The organism is Serratia sp. CMO1 (assembly GCF_015689115.1).
GTDB lineage: Bacteria > Pseudomonadota > Gammaproteobacteria > Enterobacterales > Enterobacteriaceae > Serratia > Serratia marcescens.
In genome coordinates this window covers 1,238,190-1,256,885 of sequence record NZ_CP065032.1, presented here as the reverse complement: position 1 = coordinate 1,256,885, position 18,696 = coordinate 1,238,190, and the positions used below count along the sequence as shown (strand labels likewise).

The window sequence follows — 18,696 nt, the reverse complement described above, 5'->3', positions numbered from 1 at the left end:
TGTCGCCAGTTTAAATATTGTGGATATACTGTCAACCAATCTTAATTCAATTCGGTTTACAAGTATGTCTGTCACCGCTTCCGACCTGGCGTTTGACCAACGCCATATCTGGCACCCCTACACCTCCATGAGCCGCCCGTTGCCCTGTTACCCGATCGAGTCGGCCAGCGGCGTCGAGCTGCAGCTGGCGGATGGCCGGCGTCTGGTGGACGGCATGTCCTCCTGGTGGGCGGCGATCCACGGGTACAACCATCCGAGTCTGAATCAGGCCGCCAGTCAGCAACTGGAGAAGATGTCGCACGTGATGTTCGGCGGCATCACCCATCCGGCCGCCATCTCGCTGTGCCGTCGGCTGGTGGCGATGACGCCGGAAGCACTGCAGTGCGTGTTCCTGGCGGATTCCGGTTCGGTGGCGGTGGAAGTGTCGCTGAAGATGGCGCTGCAGTATTGGCAGGCGCGCGGCGAGCGCCGGCAGCGCATTCTGACGCTGCGCCACGGCTATCACGGCGATACCTTCGGCGCGATGTCGGTCTGCGATCCGGACAACTCGATGCACAGCCTCTATCAGGGCTATCTGGCGCCGCACCTGTTCGCCACCGCGCCGCAGTGCCGCTTCGATGAGGAATGGCGCGAAGAGGACATTGCGCCGTTCGCCGCGCTGCTGGAGCAGCACGCCGGTGAAGTGGCGGCGGTGATCCTGGAACCGGTGGTGCAAGGCGCCGGCGGCATGCGCATCTACCACCCAACCTACCTCAAGCGGGTGCGCGAGCTGTGCGATCGCCATCAGGTGCTGCTGATCGCCGACGAGATCGCCACCGGCTTCGGCCGCACCGGCAAGCTGTTCGCCTGCGAACACGCGCAGGTGGTGCCGGACATTCTCTGCATGGGCAAGGCGCTGACCGGCGGCTACATGACGCTGTCCGCTACCCTGACCACCCGCCACGTAGCGGAGACCATCAGCAACGGCGCGGCCGGCTGCTTTATGCACGGGCCGACCTTTATGGGCAACCCGCTGGCCTGTGCGGTGGCGGACGCCAGCCTGGCGCTGCTGGCGGAAAATCGCTGGCAGGCGCAGGTGAGCGCCATCGAAGCCCAGTTGAAGCGGGAACTGCTGCCGTTGGCGGCGCTGCCGAAGGTGGCGGACGTGCGGGTGCTGGGGGCGATTGGGGTGGTGGAGATGCGCGAACCGGTGGATGTCGCCGAGCTGCAGCGCGGGTTCGTCGAGCGCGGGGTATGGATCCGGCCATTCGGCAAACTGATTTACCTGATGCCGCCTTACATCATCGAAGCGGAACAGCTCAGCCGCCTGACCGCCGCCGTGGCCGCCGCCGCGCGTTAATGCCTTACCAATGCTGGTCCAGATAGCGGGCCAGCAATCCCAGACACAGCAGCCAGAGTAAAATGATCATCGCCGCCGCCATGCGGCCGGTGGGGTTATCGACGCGCTTTTGCGCCTTCTCGCGCAGCTCGGCCATCAGCGGTTTGGGGATCAGGCGCACCGCCAGCATGATGCCCAACGGCACGATGATCACATCGTCCAGATAGCCCAGCACCGGAATGAAATCCGGGATCAAATCGATTGGCGAGATCGCATAGCCGGCCACCAGCAGCGCGATCAGCTTGGCGTACCACGGGGTGCGCTTATCACGGGCGGCCAGCCACAGCGCGTAGATATCGCGTTTGATGCCTTTGGCCCAACGGCGCAACCAGCCGAACCACGGCGTGCGTTTTTTCAGTGAAATCATGATTACTTCATATAAGAACGTAAAACGGTCATCAATTGCTCGATGTCCTGCTCACGCTGCTGCGGCGTAGCGTCCGCGGCAGCCAGATGTTCGCGCACATGCCCTTCCAGCACCTGCGCCATTAAACCGTTGACCGCGCCGCGCACCGCCGCGATCTGCTGCAGAACAGCAGAACATTCGCCACCGCTCTCCAGCGCGCGCTCCAGCGCTTCGGCCTGCCCTTTAATGCGGCGCACCCGCGCCAACAGCTTCTTTTGATCTCTGAGGGTATGGCTCATTATTTCCGCTCGATTGTTATTTACTATACTGGGGTATAGTATATTCCAGCACACTGCCTTTTGCTGAGGAACTTCACCATGACGTCTCACGCGCCCGCTTTGCACCGCGAGCACAGCCACGTTTTTGACGATGGTAACCCATTGGCCGAAAGAAACACCAGATGGGCGGTGATACTCACCGCCAGTATGATGGTCATCGAGATCGCCGGCGGTTGGCTGTTTAACTCGATGGCATTGCTGGCCGACGGCTGGCACATGAGCTCGCATGCGCTGGCTCTGGGCTTGTCGCTACTGGCTTACGGCGCCGCACGCCGGTTGGCCAAGGATCGCCGTTTCAGCCTCGGCACCTGGAAAATAGAAGTGCTGGCCGGTTACACCAGCGCGGTGTTGTTGGTGCTGGTGGCGGCGCTGATGCTGTTCCAGTCAGCGCAGCGGCTGCTGAATCCCAGCCCGATTCATTACAACGAAGCCATCGCCATCGGTACGATCGGGCTGGCCGTCAATCTGCTTTGCGCCTGGCTGTTGCGCGGCGGCGGCCACCATCACCACCACGGGGATAACCACGATGACCCTCATCATGACCTCAACCTGCGCTCCGCCTATATCCACGTCATCGCCGACGCCGCCACCTCGGTGTTGGCCCTCGTCGCGCTGTCTGGCGGCAAGCTTTGGGGCGCCGCTTGGCTCGATCCGTTGATGGGCATCGTCGGCGCGATGATGGTGGCCGCCTGGGCCTATAGCCTGATGCGCGATAGCGGGAAGATTTTGCTGGATGCCGAAATGGACGCCCCCGTGGCGCAAGAGATTCGTCAGACCCTGGCCACTTCCGGCCACCCACTCACGCTGACCGATTTGCACGTAGGCCGCATCGGTAAAGGAAAATATCATTGCGTCATCGCCCTGAGCAGCGCCGATCGCGCCCTCACCGCCGATCGGGTGCGCCAACTGTTGGCCGCGCATCCCGAACTGGTGCATGTCACCGTCGAGATCAACCGTCCGCCGTTGGCGCAAGGGGTTGTATTGTTCCACCGAAAAGATCTAGCTTAGGGGTCCGCGTTTATCGATAACTGGGAGTCATTATGGCTTTTCGTTTGTACAGCAACGATCTGCAGGACGGCGGCACAATGCCGCAGACGCAGGTCTTCAACGGCATGGGCTACCACGGCGACAACCTGTCGCCGCACCTGGCCTGGGACGGCGTGCCCGAGGGCACCAAGAGCTTCGTCGTCACCCTGTACGATCCCGACGCCCCAACCGGCTCCGGCTGGTGGCACTGGGTGGTGGCCAATATTCCGGCCGACGTGCGTGAGCTGCCGCAGGGCGCAGGCTCCGGCAAAGCGCCGCTGCCGAGCGCCGCGCTGCAAACCCGTACCGACTTCGGTTCGGCCGGTTACGGCGGCGCCGCGCCGCCGAATGGCGAAAGCCACCGCTATCAGTTCACCGTGCACGCGCTGGACGTGGAAAGCATTGAGGTGGATGAAGGGTCCAGCGGCGCACTGGTGGGCTTTAACGTGCATTTCCACAGCCTCGGCAGCGCCACGCTGACGGTGATGTTCAACTGATCCCCCGCCCATAAAAAAGCGCGGCTCAACCGAACCGCGCTTTTTCCATACTCCTCTGACCGACGAATTACTTCGCCAGCACGCTGACCCACATCGGGCCTTTGCCCACCGGATAACGCGCCAGCGTAGTCAACTTACCGCTGGCCTGGTCAATTTCATGCACCGCGATGTGATCGGACTTCTGGCCGGACGAAATCACGAAGCGGCCGCTGTGATCGATATTGAAACCGCGCGGCTGCGTTTCGGTCGGATAATAGCCGACCACGCTCAACGTGCCGCCGTCTTCAGAGACGCTGAAGAGGGTCAGAATGCTGGCGGTGCGATCGCTGGTGTAGAGGAAACGGCCGTTCGGCGTGATATGAATGTCCGCCGCCCAGCGGGTGCCGTCGAAGTCGTCCGGCATGATATCCAGCGTTTGCGTCACGGTGTATTTGCCGCCGTTTTCCGAAATCGCCAGCACGTCCACCGTGCCGTTCAACTCATTGACGCAGTAGGCGAACTTGTCGTTATGGTGGAACGCCATATGGCGCGGGCCGGCGCCGGCGGCGATATCCACCGCCTCCTGCGCGTGCGGCGTCAGCTGGCCCGCCAGGCTCAGGTTGAACAGACGGATGCGGTCTTCTTTCAGACACGGCACCAGCACCAGCTGGTTGGTCGGATCGATGTTCGCCGAGTGCGGCGCGCTCAGGCCGTCGATCTGTTGGATCGGCGCCGTCACCACGCCGTCGTGGCCGATCGGGCTGATGCTGGCGCAGTTGCCGCTGTAGGAGGCGGAGAACAGGTAACGCCCCTGCAAATCGGTGGAGATATGGGTCGGGCTGCCCGGCAGCGGCGCCATGCCGGCCTGCTGCAGCGTGCCGTCCGCCTCGATACGGTAGCTAACGATGCCGAACGCCGGACGCACGCCGACGTACAGGTGGGTCTTGTCCGGATGAAGGGTCATCGGCTGCACCTGGCCCGGCACGTCAACGGTTTGCAGCAGCGCCAGCGCGCCGGCGTCGTCCAACTGCCAGACGTGGATCTGCTGGCTCTCCGGGCTGGCGACATAAACGATTTGCTTCATGTGTTCTCCTTGCAAAGGGTAAAAGAGGAACCGGTTTCAGGCCGTTCGATTGCTCCTAGCTTACCGCACATCCGTCGCATGGCAACCCTGCTTAGCACCGGAAGCTCACGCGGTTTTCTCCATAGGCTATCCGGTGTACCATCGGATTAATTTTATGGCTAACGATAACGAGAACCCTATGAGCTACCGCGTCATCGCCCTCGATCTTGACGGCACCCTGCTGGACAATCAAAAACGCATCTTACCGCAGTCGCTGGAAGCGCTGGCGCAGGCGCGCGCCGCCGGCGTCCAGGTGGTGGTGGTCACCGGCCGCCATCACGTCGCCATCCATCCGTTTTACCAGGCGCTGCAGATAGATACCCCGGCCATCTGCTGCAACGGCACCTACCTGTATGATTTTCAGCAGAAAAAGGTGCTGGCCGCCGATCCCTTGGCGAAGGAGCAAGCCAAGCAGGTGCTGCAGATGCTCAAACAGACCGACATTCACGGGCTGATGTACGTTGACGATGCCATGCTGTATCAGGAGCCGAGCGGCCATGTAATTCGCTCGCTGGCCTGGGCCGAAACCCTGCCGGCGTCGCAGCGCCCGACGCTGCTGCAGGTCGGCAGCCTGACGCAGGCGGCCGACGACGCGCAGGCGATCTGGAAATTCGCCACCTCGCACGCCGATATTCCGGCGCTGCGCGAGTTTGCCGACACGGTGGAAAAAGAGCTGGGGCTGGCGTGCGAATGGTCCTGGCACGATCAGGTGGATATCGCCAAAGGCGGCAACAGCAAAGGCAAACGCCTGCGCCAATGGGTGGAGTCGCAGGGGCTGAGCATGGATCAGGTGGTGGCGTTCGGCGACAACTACAATGACATCAGCATGCTGGAAGCGGTCGGGTTGGGCGTGGCGATGGGCAACGCCGATGACGCGATCAAGGAACGCGCCGATCTGGTGATCGCCGATAACCTGCAGCCGGGCATCGCCGAGGTGATCCGCACCCGCATACTCTAGTTTTTTCGCCCTCCCGCCGGGAGGGCCTGCCTTAGCGGCTCTCGCGGCTGATCGACACGCTCTTCACCTGCGCGTACAGCCACTGCCCGGGGCGGATCGCCAGTTCATCGCGCGCCCACGGCGTGATCCGCGCCCACAGCACGTGTTCCCCGACCGCCAGCTTCACTTCCACCTGCCCGTCCACGTCCAGACACTCGCTGACCTTGGCCGGCAAGACGTTGCGAATGCTGCTGTTGACCGGCGGTTGCAGCACCAGCGAGACGTCGGCGGCGTTGATGCGAATGCGCAGTTGGGTGCCCAATTCGGCGTCGATGCCGCTGACCCACAGCCGCTGATCGCCGAGCGCCAGCGCGGTCATAGCATAGCGTTGATGATGCTCAATCACGCTGACGCGCAGCACGCTGCTCTGATCTTCACGCTGCAGCCACGGCCGCAGCGCGCTGCTGGCCCAGACGGCTTCCAGCCCGCCGAACGCGCGCACCTCGCCGCGATCCAGCACCATCACCTGCTCGGCCAGGCGCAGGATCTCGTCCAGGCTATGGCTGACGTAGAGGATAGGGATGTTCACGTCCTGCGCCAACCGCTCCAGATACGGCAGCAGCTCGCGTTTGCGCGGCAGATCGAGCGAGGCCAGCGGTTCGTCCATCAGCAGCAGTTCCGGCGCGGTCAGCAGCGCACGGCCGATCGCCACCCGCTGTTTTTCACCGCCGGAGAGCGTCAGCGGCAGCCGATTAAGCAGCGGCCCGATGCCCAGCAGCTCGACAATGGTATTGAACTGCGCGCGCATGCCGGCCGCCATACCGTACTGCAGGTTGCCGCGCACCCGATAATGCGGGAACAGCCGCGCATCCTGAAACACGTAGCCGATGCGGCGCTTTTCCGGCGGCAGGCAAAGGCCCGCGGCGGTATCCACCAGCGTGCGGCCATTGAGCGCGATGCGCCCCTGCTGTAAACGGGTCAGGCCGCCGATGGCGTTGATCAGGGAGGTTTTTCCCGCGCCGGACAGGCCGAAAATCGCGGTGATGCCCTGCGCCGGCAAATCGGCGCGGACGTTGAGATTAAGGTCGCCCAGCTGCTGCGAGAAGTCCAGCTCCAGCATTTACGCCCCCATCCGTTTGCGGCCCCAGCGGGCCAGCCATTCGGACACCATCAGCGAAGCCAGCGACAGCACGATGGCGATCGCGCACAGACGCGCGGCGGCGGCCTCCGCCCCCGGCGTTTCAATCAGCGTATACATCGCCAGCGGAATGGTGCGGGTTTCACCGGGAATGTTGGAGACGAAGGTGATGGTGGCGCCGAACTCCCCCAGCGAGCGGGCGAAGGCCAGCACCACGCCGACAATGACGCCGGGCAGCGACAGCGGCAGCGTGATGGTGAAAAACACCCGCCACGGGTTGGCGCCCAGCGTGCGCGCCGCCAGCTCCAGCCGAGTGTCCACCGCCTCCAGCGCCAGCCGGATAGCGCGCACCATCAGCGGAAACGCCACCACCGCCGACGCCAGCGCGGCGCCGCGCCAGCTAAAGCTGAAGCTGAAGCCAAACCAGTCGTACAGCCGCTCGCCGATGACGCCGCGCCGCCCCATGGCGATCAGCAGCAAATAGCCGACCACCACCGGCGGCAGCACCAGCGGCAGGTGAATGACGCCATCCAGCAGCGCCTTGCCGGGAAAACGGCAACGCACCAGCACCCAGGCCATCAGAATGCCGAACGGCAGGCTGCAGACTACCGCCAAACCGGAGACTTTCAGGCTCAGCTCAACCGCCTGCCACTCATACTCGCTCAGAATCATTTACGCGGGGTGAATCCATAATGTTCGAAAATAGCGGCCGCTTCCGGACTCTTCAGATAGGTATAGAAAGCGCTGACCGTCGGAGTTTGACGATCTTTCACTATCGCCATCGGATATTCAACCGGTTTGTGGCTGTCTTCCGGGAACACGCCCACCACTTTCACCTTGTCGCTGGCGACCGCATCGGAGCCGTAGACGATGCCGAGCGGCGCTTCACCGCGTTCCACCAACGCCATCGCGCTGCGCACGTTGTTGGCGCGCGCCAGCTTCGGCTCCAGCAGGCTCCAGGCGCCCAGATGCTCCAGCGCCTCTTTGGCGTAGATGCCGGCCGGCACGTGATCCGGATCGCCCACCGCCAGGCGGCCGCCGCTGAGCAGCTTGGCCCAGTCGGTCTGCTTGTCGATGGCAATCTTGTCGTGTTTATCGCTCTTGGCGGCGATCAGCACCAGTTCGTTGCCCAGCAGCGTGTAACGGGTGTCTTTCACCATCTGCTGCTTGTCGATGGCGTAATCCATCCACTGCTGATCGGCGGAGATAAACAGATCGGCCGGAGCGCCCTGCTCAATTTGGCGCGCCAGCGTCGAGGACGACGCAAAGGAGGAAACCACCTGCACGTCCTTGCCTTTTTGATATTGGGTGGCGATGTCCTGCAGCGCGTTGGTCAGCGACGCGGCGGCGAACACGGTGATCTTTTCCGCCGCCGAAGCCTGAGCCACCAGGCCCGATGCCAGAACGATCCCGCCAACCCATTTGGTCCATTGCTGTTTCATTGTTTTTCTCCGCAAGTTAACGTGCATTATCACTCTTCGTTATATAAAAAATAATATAACGTTGCGCGAAAGCTTGTCATGCGGTTTATCGGCAAAGCGTGAGATAACTTGAGGAATGCCCGCCGGGGGATGCCGGCGGGTATCGGGATGGGGAACGGTCAGTGCTGGGTGCGGTTTTCTTTCGAACGGCCCACTTTGGAGAAGACGTTGAACACTTCGCCAAAACCGTAGATCAGGCCGAGAATGAGCGCCATGACCACCGGCACCATCACCACGGCGAACAACAGACTTTTCAATAATTCCAACATGATAGCCTCGCTTAACTGCCCATTGAGCGGCAAATGCCTTTCACCGCATATCGGGTTATTCTAACCCAAAAAAATCGCTAAAACCGGAGTTATTTTAGCCAGCGAGGCGAAATTGTGATCGGCCAAACGTGCCCTTTCAGCCTCCCTCATCCCGGCGCGGGGTAATAGATCAACGGCGGCGCATAGCCGGCGGGCGCCGCCAGCTTGGCCTCCACACCATATACCGCGTGAATGTTCTCCGGCGTCAGCGCCTGCCGCGGCGCGCCTGCCGCACCGATCCCGCCCCGATGCAGCAGCGCGATCCGATCGCAATAACAGGCCGCCAGATTCAGATCGTGCAGCGTCACCACCACGCTGAGTTTCAGCCGCCGCAGTAAGGCCATAAACTGCTGCTGATGGGCGATATCCAGATGATTGGCGGGTTCGTCCAGCAGCAGCCACGGCGTTTGCTGCGCCAGCGCGCGCGCCAGATGCACCCGCTGCCGTTCACCGCCGGACAGCCGCTGCCAATCGCGATCGGCCAGGTGGCTGATGCCCACTTGCTCCATCGCCTGCCCGGCGAGGCGGCGATCCTCGGAACCAAAACCACGCCAGCGGCCGACATGGGCCAGACGCCCCAACAATACCGCCTCCTTCACCGGCAGCGCGAAGGCGCCGGGGGCGGATTGCTCGAGAAAAGCGATGCGTCTGGCGCGTTCCCGTCCGGAAAATGCGGCGATTTCGCGCCCTTCCAGCCAAACGCGGCCGCCGGCGGCGGGCTGCAGCCCGGCCAGCAGCTTAAGCAGCGTCGATTTACCGCTGCCGTTGACGCCGAGCACGCCGGTGATCTCACCGGGCAAGGCGCAGAAACTGAGATTTTCCAGCACCGTGCGCGCCCCCGCTCGCCAGCTCACCGCTTCGGCGCACAGGCCGGATCGCGCTTTTTCAATCGTCATGCATTGACCTTTCGATACAGCAACAGCAGGAATATCGGCACCCCCAGCAGCGCCGTCAGCACGCCGACCGGCAGCTCGCGCGGCGCAAACAGCGTTCTGGCCAGCGTGTCCGCCGCCACGGCGAACAGGGCGCCGCACAACGCGCTGGCCGGCAACAGCAGCCGATGCCGCGAGCCCACCAGCCGCCGGGCGACATGCGGCACCGTCAGCCCGATAAACCCCACCGCGCCGCTGAACGCGACGATCGCCGCCGTCAGCGCGGTGGTCACCACATACAGCAGCAGCTTCAGCGGGGCCACCGCCACCCCCAGCGAAGCGGCGGTCACGCCGCCAAACGCCAGCGCGTCCAGTTCGCCCGCCCGCAGCCAGCAAAGCAGCAGCGTCGCCGCCAGCGCCAGCCCGCACAGCCCGACCTGCGGCCAGCGCGCGTCGCTGAACGATCCCAGCAGCCAGAACATCACGCCGCGCGTGGCGTTGGCGTCCGCCTGCCAAAGGGTGATCAGCGAAGTCAGCGCGGAGAGCAGTTGCGTCACCGCCACCCCGGCCAGAATAAACAGCGTGGACTCCCCCTCCAGCGAACGTCCGGCCAGCAGCATCACCAATGCAAACGCCGCCAGCGCGCCGATAAACGCCCCGCCGGACACCGACAACAGGCCGCCCCCCAGCCCCAACACCAACACCGTCACCGCCCCCACGCCGGCGCCGGAGGAGATCCCCAGCACCCAGGGATCGGCCAGCGGGTTGCGGGTCAGCGACTGCAGCACGGTGCCCGCCAGCGCCAGCCCGGCACCGGCCAGCGCCGCCAGCAGCGCGCGCGGCATCCGCAGCGACCAGATGATGCGCTGATACACCTCGGTATCGGTCTGCGCACCGTCGCTGACGCCGAGCACGATGCGCCAGGCGTCGTGCCACGCGATCGGCGCGGGCCCCGACAAGGTGGCGCCCAGCAGGGCCAGCGGCAGCGCCGCCGCCAGCAGCAACAACCCGCCGGCCTCACGGCCGGGCAGTAACCGCCGGCTCATGCTATTTCCAGCCTGCGATCACATAGTCGTCCAACAGTTGCCATACCGTCCCCGCCTCGCTGAAACCGGCTTGTCTGAGGGCCGCGAGTTGGAAATCCACCGGCGTCGGCGGCGGTACCGGCCGGCCGGCGAACAGCGCTTCGCGCTCGGCCTGATAAGCGGCCAAGGCCGGCGATTGCAGAGCGCCGGCGAACCAACGATCCCAATCCTCAACGCCGCTGTCCCAGGCGTGTTGTTGGGTCTGCTCGTCGTGCCGTTCGGCCAACGCTTTCAGCCGTGGCTGACGGTGGTCATAGCGCTGATGATCGGCATTGAGGAATACGCCGCCGGCGGCCAGCAGCCCGGCGACGTTACGGTACAACGCCAGCTGCTGCTCCGGCATCAGCCAGTGCAGCGCCGTGCTGGACACCGCCGCCTGCGGCGTGGGGCCGGACAGCACGGAAAAACAGGCAGGATCCGCCAGATCGGCCTGCAGAATGCGGATCCGATCGCCGTACGCCGCCAGCGCGCCGCGCGCCACCGCCAGCAGCAGCGGATCGAGATCGATGGCGGTCACCCTGGCCTGCGGAAAGCGCTGCAAAATACGCAGGCTCAGCGATCCCGGGCCACCGGCCAGATCCAGCACGTGAAAATCCTGGCCGACGGCCAGCGCCAGCACGTCCAGCTGGGCGTTAAAACGCGCTTCGCGTTCGGCGATGTAAGCCGCCTGCTGGCGATCCCAGGAGTCCAGCAGCGAAGAGAATGAAACGGCAGTCATATCAAGGTTCCTTGTTGGAAAGCGTCGGAGTCTGCGGCGGCAAGGCCGCCAGGCCCCGAATCAAACGGCCCAGCGCCGCCACGGTGCGGGCGGAAGGGTCCATGTCGTAACCGGGGAGGATCACGTAGCGCCGCTGACGTACGGCGCGCAGCGTAGCGGTCAGCGGGTGATGCTCCAGAAAGGCGATCTTGTCGGCCGCGCTGTCCCCGAAGCCACCGCGCGGCAGATCGCCAAGCACGATCGCATCCGGATCGCGGGCGGCGATAATCTCCCAGGATACCGTCGGCCACAGCTCGGGCAGATCGCCGAACAGGTTCTCGCTGCCGACGCTGCGGCTCAGCAAACCTGGCGCGCCGCAGCAACCCGCCACGTAGGGCGTCTGCGTGCCGGCATACCACCACAGCAGACGCCGATGCGGCAATGGCGCGCGCTGCGGTTCGAGCGCCTTCAGCTGCTCGCGCAGCCGCGCGATCAGCACTTCACCGGCGCGGCCAGCGTTAAAAATGCGCGCCAGCTCCCGCAGCTCGGTGAAAATGTCTTCGAACGTCAGCGCGGCGGCGATCGCGCTTTGCTGGCCGCTGCAGGCGCCGGGAGAGAGATAAGTGTCGATGCCCCATTCCGCCAACCGCGCCCGATCGGGCGTTTCCGGGCTGTGCAGCCAGTAATAGCTGGCCGAATAGACAAAATCCGGCCGCATCAGCAGCAACGCTTCCGCCGTGGGCGGCGCCGGGCCGGCGGGCGCCCGCAGCGTATCGGCCGACGCCGTCGGCGCGGGATCGCGCGTGCGGTCATACCCGACCACGCCGATCGCACGGCCAGCCAGCCCCAGCGCCAGCAGGTTTTCCAGCGCCGGATTGGCGTAGACCAGCACCCGCTGCGGCGGCTGCGGGTAATCGCGCATTGCCCCGCAATTGTGCAGGCTGACGGCATAGGCGTGCAGCGGCACGCCCCAGCCCAATCCCAGGGCGCACAACAACAGGTAAAGCGAACGTTTCACGACGTCAGAACCTGACCGACACGAAGGTTTCATAGCTGCGCGGCGGCGCGATCAGCGCCTGATCCGGGTAGGTGCGCTGATAGGCGTACAGCTGGTTGGTGGCGTTGCGAATGCGGAAACCGACATCGACGATCGGCGTCAGCTGATAATCCGCCGCCAGATCAAGCGTGGTGTACGCACGCATCTTGCGCTGGTTGGCGTCGTCGTTGTAACTGCTGCCGACATAGCGCAGCGAAGAAGCCAGCCCCAAACGTTCCGTCGCCTGATAATGCACGCTGAGGTTGGCGGTCCAGTCCGGGATATAGGCCGGGCGATTGCCGTTGTAGCTGCGCAGCGGGCTGCCGCCGCGATAGTCGTCGTAGCGGGCGTGCGTATAGGCGGCGTTGCCGGCCAGCTCCCAACGATCGTCGGGACGCAGCACCACGCCAAGCTCGATGCCGCGCGACGTCTGCCTGCCTACCGCGTTCAACGCATCCGGCCGCTGCGCATCGGGCACAAACAGGTTGTCCTTGCGCAGTTCATACAGCGCCAGCGTCGCCTCGCCCTTGTGATCCCAAAATTGCCCTTTGGCGCCGGCCTCCCACTGGCGCGCTCGCGTCAGCGGCAGATCGGTCTGCGTCGGGCTGAGGAAGAACAGATCGTTGCCCGGCTCCTGGCCGGTGGTGTAGTTGGCGTAAAGCGTGAGGTTATCGGTCAGCGCATAGCTGGGGCCCAGGCTCCAGGTGCTGAAAACATAGGTGCGCGCGCGGCTGTCTTCCTGCGGCCCCTGGAAGCGCCAGTCCATGTCCATATGGTTGTAGCGCAGTTGGCCCAGCAACGCTAAACGCTCGGTCAGGCTGAAGCGATCTTCAAGAAAAGCGGCGTACTGATTCTGAGTAACGTGGCGCACCGGCGCGCGTTGACTGGCGGTGCCCTGAGCGAACGGTTCTCTGGGCGGCGCGCCGAGCGGCACGTCCTCGGAGCCGGGGAAACCGTTGGAGTAGTACTGAAAATGCCGCTTGCTCAGATCGAAGCCGACCAGCAACCGGTTATCGAAACCGGCGATAACGCGATCGAACACCAGCGAACTGCGGTTGCCGATCAGATCGTCGTCGTGCGCCAGAGCGCCGAAAGAGTCGCGGTTGACGTCGCCGGGCCGAGCCGCCGCCGCGACGCGGAAACGTTCGACGTTGCGCCATTCGCGAAAGCCGCTGTAGTAATAGAATTGGTTATGCCACTCCACTTCGGGCGTCATAAACCAGTCCAGACTGGTCTGAAACGCGGTGGCGTTGCTCTGGATGCGGCTGTCGGTCAGGTTGTTGTAATTGATGTCGCGCAGCTCGCCGGCAATGCGCCCATTCAGCAGCGGCGTGCCGTAGTAAGGGTTGTTGGTGCGGTTGAGCATGCGGTCCAGGCTCAGCGTCAGCAACGCATCGTCCGTCAATTTAAACAGCAGCGAGCCGGAAACCCGCTTCTGCCGATCGCGTTCATACTGCACGTTGCTGCCGCTGTCGTTGCCACTGACGTCTAACCGGTACGCCACCGCATCGTCCACCAGCGCGCCGCCGGCCCCCAGATGCAGACGCTGGCTGCGGTAGCTGCCGAAGCCATAGTCGAGTTCAACCGGCTGGCGGCTGAAGGTCGGCCGCCGCGAGATCAGGTTGACGCTGCCGCCTGCGGCGCTCAGTCCGTTCAATGCCGACCCCGGCCCGCGCAGCACCTCGATGCTGTCGTAATGCGCCGGATCGCCCAGCTGCAGCGTGCTGCCGGGCATCTCTACGCCGTTATACAGCCAGGCGATCGGCCGAAAACCGCGCGCGGAAAAGTTGTTGGACAACGTTGGCGAAGCGACGCCGGACAGACCGGTGGCGCGTTCGACGGCGGCGGCCAGCGAGCGATCGCCCCGCTGTTGGATCGCCCGCGCGCGGATGATATCGACGCTGCGCGGCGTCTCCCGAGCGCTCAGCCCGAGCTGTGACGCGCTGCGGCTCAGGGCGTTCAACGCATCGTAACGCCCGGCGGAGGCCGCCGCCTCCACGGTGAGATGTTCTTCACATCCCGTGGCATTGCGGGCTTTATCGCAGTCGGCGGCGAAAGCCAGCGGCGCCGTCAGTGCGCCGCCGACCCAGGCGGCAAGGCATAAAGATTTTCTGGGCGTGCCAAGACGCCGGCGTGTCGTACTCATGTGGTGCATCCCTGTGGTGAAATAAAAACCGGCCGCAGCCGGCGTAAAGCCTTATTGTTTTTCTGTTATGTTATATTATAACAATAAAGCAATGCCAGTCTTTATTACCCCGCTCTCCAGCGCACTGCGTTTGGCGCTTTGTCGCCAAATCGGCGACAATAAGATTTTTGCCGCCGACAGGATGCGCTATGCAGGCCGAAATTCTTCTGACTCTCAAACTCCAGCAAAAGCTGTTCGCCGATCCGCGCCGCATCGCGCTGCTGAAACAGGTACAGCACACCGGCTCCATCAGCCAGGGCGCCAAACTGGCGGGCATCAGCTACAAAAGCGCCTGGGACGCCATCAATGAGATGAACCAACTGGCGGAACACACGGTGGTGGACCGCGCCACCGGCGGAAAAGGCGGCGGCGGCGCGCAGCTGACGCACTACGGCCAACGGCTGATCCAGCTGTATGACCTGCTGGGCCAGGTGCAGCAAAAGGCCTTCGATGTGTTGCAGCAGGACGATCTGCCGCTCGACAGTCTGCTGGCGGCCATCTCGCGCTTCTCGCTGCAAACCAGCGCGCGCAATCAATTTTTCGGCACCGTCATCGAGCGCGATCATCAGCAGGTGCAGCAGCATCTGGCGATCTTGTTGAACGACGGCAGCACTCGCCTGACGGCGGCCATCACCCAGCAAAGCGCCGACCGGCTGCAACTGACGCCGGGCAAAGAGGTGCTGGCGCTGATCAAGGCGCCCTGGGTGCGGTTAAGCGTCGAGACGGCGGAACATGCCGACGCGGATAACGCGCTGGCGGGCGTGGTGGCCGGCATTCAGCCGGGCGCCGAACACAGCGAGGTGCTGGTGACGCTGGCGGGGGGCGAAACCATGTGCGCCACGCTGACGACGGCGGAGTTGCAGCGCCTGCAGCTGAGCGTCGGCGCCGCCGTACACGCCCTGTTCAACGCCGACCACGTGATTGTCGCCACGTTGTGTTAAGCGCAACGTAACGTTGCATTTTTGTTGATTGACATCCCCCTGCAATACGCCTATTTCTAAGGCAAATAATTGCAAAAAAAGGAACAGGTGATGTCGTCGTTGCATATTTCGCAAGGTTCATTCCGCTTAAGCGATACCCGCACCCTGACGCTGGATGCACTGGCGATCCAGGCCGGCGACAGCTGGGCCTTCGTCGGCGCCAACGGCAGCGGCAAATCCGCCCTGGCGCGCGCGCTGGCCGACGAACTGGTTCTGTTGAGCGGCGAGCGCCGCAGCGACTTTCAGCACGCGGTGCGCATCTCCTTCGAACAGCTGCAAAAAATGGTCAGCGACGAGTGGCAACGCAACAACACCGATCTGCTCAGCGCGGACGAAGACGACACCGGCCGCACCGCGGCGGAGATCATTCAGGAAGAGGTGAAAGACGCCGCGCGCTGTGAGCGGCTGGCCGCGCAGTTCGGCATCACCGCCCTGCTGACGCGCCGCTTCAAATACCTCTCCACCGGCGAAACGCGCAAGACCCTGCTGTGCCGGGCGCTGATGCCCGAGCCCGACCTGCTGATCCTCGACGAACCCTTCGACGGGCTGGACGTGCACTCGCGCGCGCAGCTCGCCGCGTTGCTGAGCGAGCTTTCCGCCCAGGGCCAAACCGTGGTGCTGGTGCTCAACCGGTTCGACGAAATACCGGATTTTGTCCGCCAGGTGGGCGTGCTGGCGGACTGCACCCTGACCAGCCGCGGGCCGCGCAGCCAGGTAATGGCGGACGCGCTGGTGGCGCAGTTGGCGCACAGCGAAAACCTCAGCGGGCTGGCGCTGCCGGAAACCGAGGATCCGACGCAAAAAGTGGCCCTGCCGGCGGATCGGCCGCTGATCGTCCTGCGCGACGGCGTGGTCAGCTATAACGATCGGCCGATCCTCAATCATCTCGACTGGCAGGTTAACCCCGGCGAGCACTGGCAGATCGTCGGCCCGAACGGCGCCGGCAAATCCACGCTGCTCAGCTTGATCACCGGCGATCATCCACAGGGCTACAGCAACGATCTGACGCTGTTCGGCCGCCGCCGCGGCAGCGGGGAAACCATCTGGGAAATCAAACGCCATATCGGCTACGTCAGCAGCAGCCTGCATCTGGATTATCGCGTCAACACCAGCGTGCGCAACGTGGTGCTGTCAGGGTTCTTCGATTCGATCGGCATTTATCAGGCGGTCTCGGATCGTCAGCGGCAGCTGACAGAGCAATGGCTGGCGCTGCTCGGGCTCAACGGCGCGCGCGGTGACGCCCCGTTCCACAGCCTTTCCTGGGGCCAACAGCGGCTGGCGCTGATCGCCCGCGCGCTGGTGAAACACCCGGCGCTGCTGATCCTCGACGAGCCGCTGCAGGGGCTGGATCCGCTCAATCGCCAGCTGGTGCGCCGCTTTATCGACGTGCTGATCGGCCAGGGCGCCACCCAGTTGCTGTTCGTCTCGCACCATGCCGAAGATGCGCCGCAGTGCATCACTCACCGCCTCAGCTTCGTGCCCGACGGCGAAGGCGGCTATGGTTACCAACAGCAACGGCTGGAGGCGGCCTCCGCCTGAAACGCGGCGTAAACATATCCGGCAACACTTCACCGCAGCACATCACATTTGGCCTTTTATCATAGAAAGGAAGAAGGCCATTTTTGGAGACGCCATGTCCGCTGCGTTGATTATCATCGACCTGATCGAAGATCTGATCGGGCCCAAAGGGCGCGCCAACCACTGCCGCGAACAGGTGATGACGACCCACCTGCTTGCCAACGTCAATGCCGCCGCGGCCTATGCCCGGGTGCGAAAAATCCCGGTGATTTGGGTGCGGGTGGGATTCGCCGACGATTATCATGACATCCCGCCCCATTCGCCGCTGTTCAACCATCTCAAGCAGATCGGCGCGCTGCGGCTAAATGGCCCGGGCTGCCGCTGGATGCCAGAACTGCATCAGGAAGAGACCGATCTGCAGTTTGAAAAAACGGCAGTCAGCGCTTTCTCCGGTAACAATTTGTTAGCCTGGCTGCGGCAACATCGGTGCCATCACCTGCTGCTGGCGGGCATCAGCACGCCGCTCGCCATCGAGAGCACCGCGCGGCAGGCGCACGACGCCGGCTTTCAGGTGACCGTGCTGCACGATCTGTGCGCGGCCCCCACGCAGGAGATCCACCAGCAGAGCCTGGATACCCTGCAAAACCTGGCCGAAATCACCCGTTCGCAGGCATGGATGAAAGGCTAACCCTCCTCGCCGCCGGTCGTGTGGGCCGGCATCATGCACAAATGCATCACTGCCCCGACCTTTAGCGTCATCCTGGTGTGCTACTATCCGCTCTAGCGCTCAATTTTGCCATCATCGCACGCCGCAAAGGCGCTGAGCGCCGTGTACATATTTAAAGGGACATATCATGTGGGGCGTACTGGCTGCTTCGTTATTTTTCTTGCCGTTTAATCGGCTGATAGCCTGGGTGATCCTGGCCGCCTCGGCGGGCATGGGGCTTTATCATGGGGTACTGACGCCGCTCAGCCTGAGTTATCTGCTGGCGATCATAGCGCTGGCGGGGTTGCGCCACCATTTTCGCGCGCAGCGTAATCTGGCGATTGTGCTCGAAGGGCTGGTGGTCGCCGGCTGCGTGGCGCTGTTCTTGCACCTGGTGCCCGGCATCCACAATCAACTGATGATCGACGGCGAAAAAGCCGGTCCGCTCAGCGCGCCGTTCACCATGTATTACAACTTCGATAAGGCGATGGTGCCCTTCCTGCTGTTCGCCTGCTTGCCCACGCTGTTTTCCGCCGAACGCGGCGGCAACGCCAGCAGAGCGGGCTGGATTGCGCTGCTGCTGGCCGTGCCGGCGCTGTTGCTGCTGGCCGTCGCGCTGGGCGGCTTAAAAATTGAGTGGCATGCGCCCGCCTGGATCCTGCCTTTCGTGATGGCGAACCTGTTCTTTGTCTGCATGGCCGAGGAAGCGCTGTTTCGCGGCTACCTGCAACAGCGCCTCAGCCAGTGGCTGGGCGCCTGGCCGGCGCTGATCGTCGCCTCCCTGGTGTTCGGCGCCGCGCATCTGGCGGGCGGTACGCTGATGGTGATCTTCGCGACCCTCGCCGGGGTGATCTACGGCATGGCGTGGATGTGGAGCGGCCGTCTGTGGGTGCCGATTCTGTTCCATTTCGGGCTTAATCTGACCCATCTGCTGTTCTTCACCTATCCGCTGTACCAGCATTCTTAACGGCTGAAGCCGGCAGAGAGCCCCTCTCTGCCGGCTGGTCGGGTGAAAACGCTATCACCGGCACTTCACCGCAATGCCCTCAATCACGTTGCCGCCTGC

Annotated in this window: 20 protein-coding genes; 8 read left to right on the top strand and 12 right to left on the bottom strand. The window is 63.6% G+C overall.

Going from position 1 to position 18,696, the window contains the following annotated elements; genetic code table 11:
• The first annotated feature begins 64 nt into the window (after positions 1 to 64).
• Positions 65 to 1,339, top strand: coding sequence for an adenosylmethionine--8-amino-7-oxononanoate transaminase (bioA, locus tag IT763_RS05890; RefSeq protein WP_206195248.1), 1,275 nt, complete (start codon positions 65 to 67; stop codon positions 1,337 to 1,339).
• Positions 1,340 to 1,343: 4 nt separating this feature from the next.
• Here the strand turns inward: bioA and IT763_RS05885 are convergent, their stop codons facing one another.
• Positions 1,344 to 1,745: a YkvA family protein gene (locus IT763_RS05885; RefSeq protein ID WP_025301916.1), complete on the bottom strand. Its 402-nt coding sequence runs from the start codon at positions 1,743 to 1,745 to the stop codon at positions 1,344 to 1,346.
• A gap of 2 nt (positions 1,746 to 1,747) precedes the next feature.
• A complete protein-coding gene (locus tag IT763_RS05880) occupies positions 1,748 to 2,023 on the bottom strand; it encodes a metal/formaldehyde-sensitive transcriptional repressor (RefSeq protein WP_004939805.1) in 276 nt (91 codons plus the stop codon).
• A 78-nt stretch (positions 2,024 to 2,101) separates the two neighbouring features.
• Here IT763_RS05880 and dmeF point away from each other — a divergent pair, with 78 nt between their 5' ends.
• Positions 2,102 to 3,070, top strand: a complete 969-nt coding sequence (gene dmeF, locus IT763_RS05875) for a CDF family Co(II)/Ni(II) efflux transporter DmeF (protein WP_164053447.1) — start codon at positions 2,102 to 2,104, stop codon at positions 3,068 to 3,070.
• Positions 3,071 to 3,102: 32 nt separating this feature from the next.
• Entirely contained in the window at positions 3,103 to 3,585 is a 483-nt protein-coding gene (locus tag IT763_RS05870) for a kinase inhibitor (RefSeq protein WP_016928694.1), read from the top strand.
• 67 nt (positions 3,586 to 3,652) lie between these two features.
• Here the strand turns inward: IT763_RS05870 and pgl are convergent, their stop codons facing one another.
• Positions 3,653 to 4,648 carry a 6-phosphogluconolactonase gene (gene pgl, locus IT763_RS05865; protein WP_033641051.1) on the bottom strand — a complete coding sequence of 332 codons (996 nt, stop codon included), beginning with the start codon at positions 4,646 to 4,648 and terminating at the stop codon, positions 3,653 to 3,655.
• Positions 4,649 to 4,826: 178 nt separating this feature from the next.
• On the opposite strand from pgl, the gene IT763_RS05860 reads away from it, so the two are divergent.
• The gene (locus tag IT763_RS05860; protein WP_049299447.1) at positions 4,827 to 5,645 is read left to right on the top strand and encodes a pyridoxal phosphatase; all 819 of its coding nucleotides are present in this window, start codon (positions 4,827 to 4,829) and stop codon (positions 5,643 to 5,645) included.
• Positions 5,646 to 5,676: 31 nt separating this feature from the next.
• Here IT763_RS05860 and modC read toward each other — a convergent pair whose 3' ends face one another.
• From modC to IT763_RS05815, 9 genes are all read right to left on the bottom strand, one after another.
• Complete coding sequence (gene modC, locus IT763_RS05855; protein WP_016928697.1) at positions 5,677 to 6,744, bottom strand: molybdenum ABC transporter ATP-binding protein ModC; 1,068 nt, start codon at positions 6,742 to 6,744, stop codon at positions 5,677 to 5,679.
• Complete coding sequence (modB, locus tag IT763_RS05850) at positions 6,745 to 7,434, bottom strand: molybdate ABC transporter permease subunit (protein ID WP_016928698.1); 690 nt, start codon at positions 7,432 to 7,434, stop codon at positions 6,745 to 6,747.
• Positions 7,431 to 8,204, bottom strand: coding sequence for a molybdate ABC transporter substrate-binding protein (gene modA, locus IT763_RS05845; protein ID WP_097102587.1), 774 nt, complete (start codon positions 8,202 to 8,204; stop codon positions 7,431 to 7,433). Before modA ends, modB begins: the two co-directional genes overlap by 4 nt.
• 158 nt (positions 8,205 to 8,362) lie before the next feature.
• Positions 8,363 to 8,512, bottom strand: coding sequence for an AcrZ family multidrug efflux pump-associated protein (locus IT763_RS05840; RefSeq protein ID WP_004939813.1), 150 nt, complete (start codon positions 8,510 to 8,512; stop codon positions 8,363 to 8,365).
• Positions 8,513 to 8,658: 146 nt separating this feature from the next.
• Positions 8,659 to 9,447 (bottom strand): ABC transporter ATP-binding protein, encoded by a 789-nt coding sequence (locus IT763_RS05835; RefSeq protein ID WP_176063557.1) that lies wholly within the window; start codon positions 9,445 to 9,447, stop codon positions 8,659 to 8,661.
• The gene (locus IT763_RS05830) at positions 9,444 to 10,469 is read right to left on the bottom strand and encodes an iron ABC transporter permease (RefSeq protein ID WP_176063559.1); all 1,026 of its coding nucleotides are present in this window, start codon (positions 10,467 to 10,469) and stop codon (positions 9,444 to 9,446) included. Before IT763_RS05830 ends, IT763_RS05835 begins: the two co-directional genes overlap by 4 nt.
• Before the next feature lies 1 nt (position 10,470).
• A complete protein-coding gene (locus IT763_RS05825; protein ID WP_206195247.1) occupies positions 10,471 to 11,226 on the bottom strand; it encodes a trans-aconitate 2-methyltransferase in 756 nt (251 codons plus the stop codon).
• Position 11,227: 1 nt separating this feature from the next.
• Positions 11,228 to 12,223, bottom strand: coding sequence for an ABC transporter substrate-binding protein (locus tag IT763_RS05820; protein WP_016928704.1), 996 nt, complete (start codon positions 12,221 to 12,223; stop codon positions 11,228 to 11,230).
• Between the two features lie 4 nt (positions 12,224 to 12,227).
• Positions 12,228 to 14,387: a TonB-dependent siderophore receptor gene (locus IT763_RS05815; protein ID WP_049299444.1), complete on the bottom strand. Its 2,160-nt coding sequence runs from the start codon at positions 14,385 to 14,387 to the stop codon at positions 12,228 to 12,230.
• 188 nt (positions 14,388 to 14,575) lie between these two features.
• Here IT763_RS05815 and modE point away from each other — a divergent pair, with 188 nt between their 5' ends.
• From modE to IT763_RS05795, 4 genes are all read left to right on the top strand, one after another.
• The gene (gene modE / locus IT763_RS05810) at positions 14,576 to 15,367 is read left to right on the top strand and encodes a molybdenum-dependent transcriptional regulator (RefSeq protein WP_206195246.1); all 792 of its coding nucleotides are present in this window, start codon (positions 14,576 to 14,578) and stop codon (positions 15,365 to 15,367) included.
• Between the two features lie 90 nt (positions 15,368 to 15,457).
• Positions 15,458 to 16,945, top strand: a complete 1,488-nt coding sequence (gene modF / locus IT763_RS05805) for a molybdate ABC transporter ATP-binding protein ModF (RefSeq protein ID WP_033641473.1) — start codon at positions 15,458 to 15,460, stop codon at positions 16,943 to 16,945.
• A 94-nt stretch (positions 16,946 to 17,039) separates the two neighbouring features.
• Complete coding sequence (locus tag IT763_RS05800; RefSeq protein ID WP_016928708.1) at positions 17,040 to 17,612, top strand: cysteine hydrolase family protein; 573 nt, start codon at positions 17,040 to 17,042, stop codon at positions 17,610 to 17,612.
• A gap of 166 nt (positions 17,613 to 17,778) precedes the next feature.
• On the top strand, positions 17,779 to 18,597 hold the full coding sequence (locus IT763_RS05795) for a CPBP family intramembrane glutamic endopeptidase (RefSeq protein ID WP_206195245.1): 819 nt from the start codon (positions 17,779 to 17,781) through the stop codon (positions 18,595 to 18,597).
• The last annotated feature ends 99 nt before the right edge of the window (positions 18,598 to 18,696 follow it).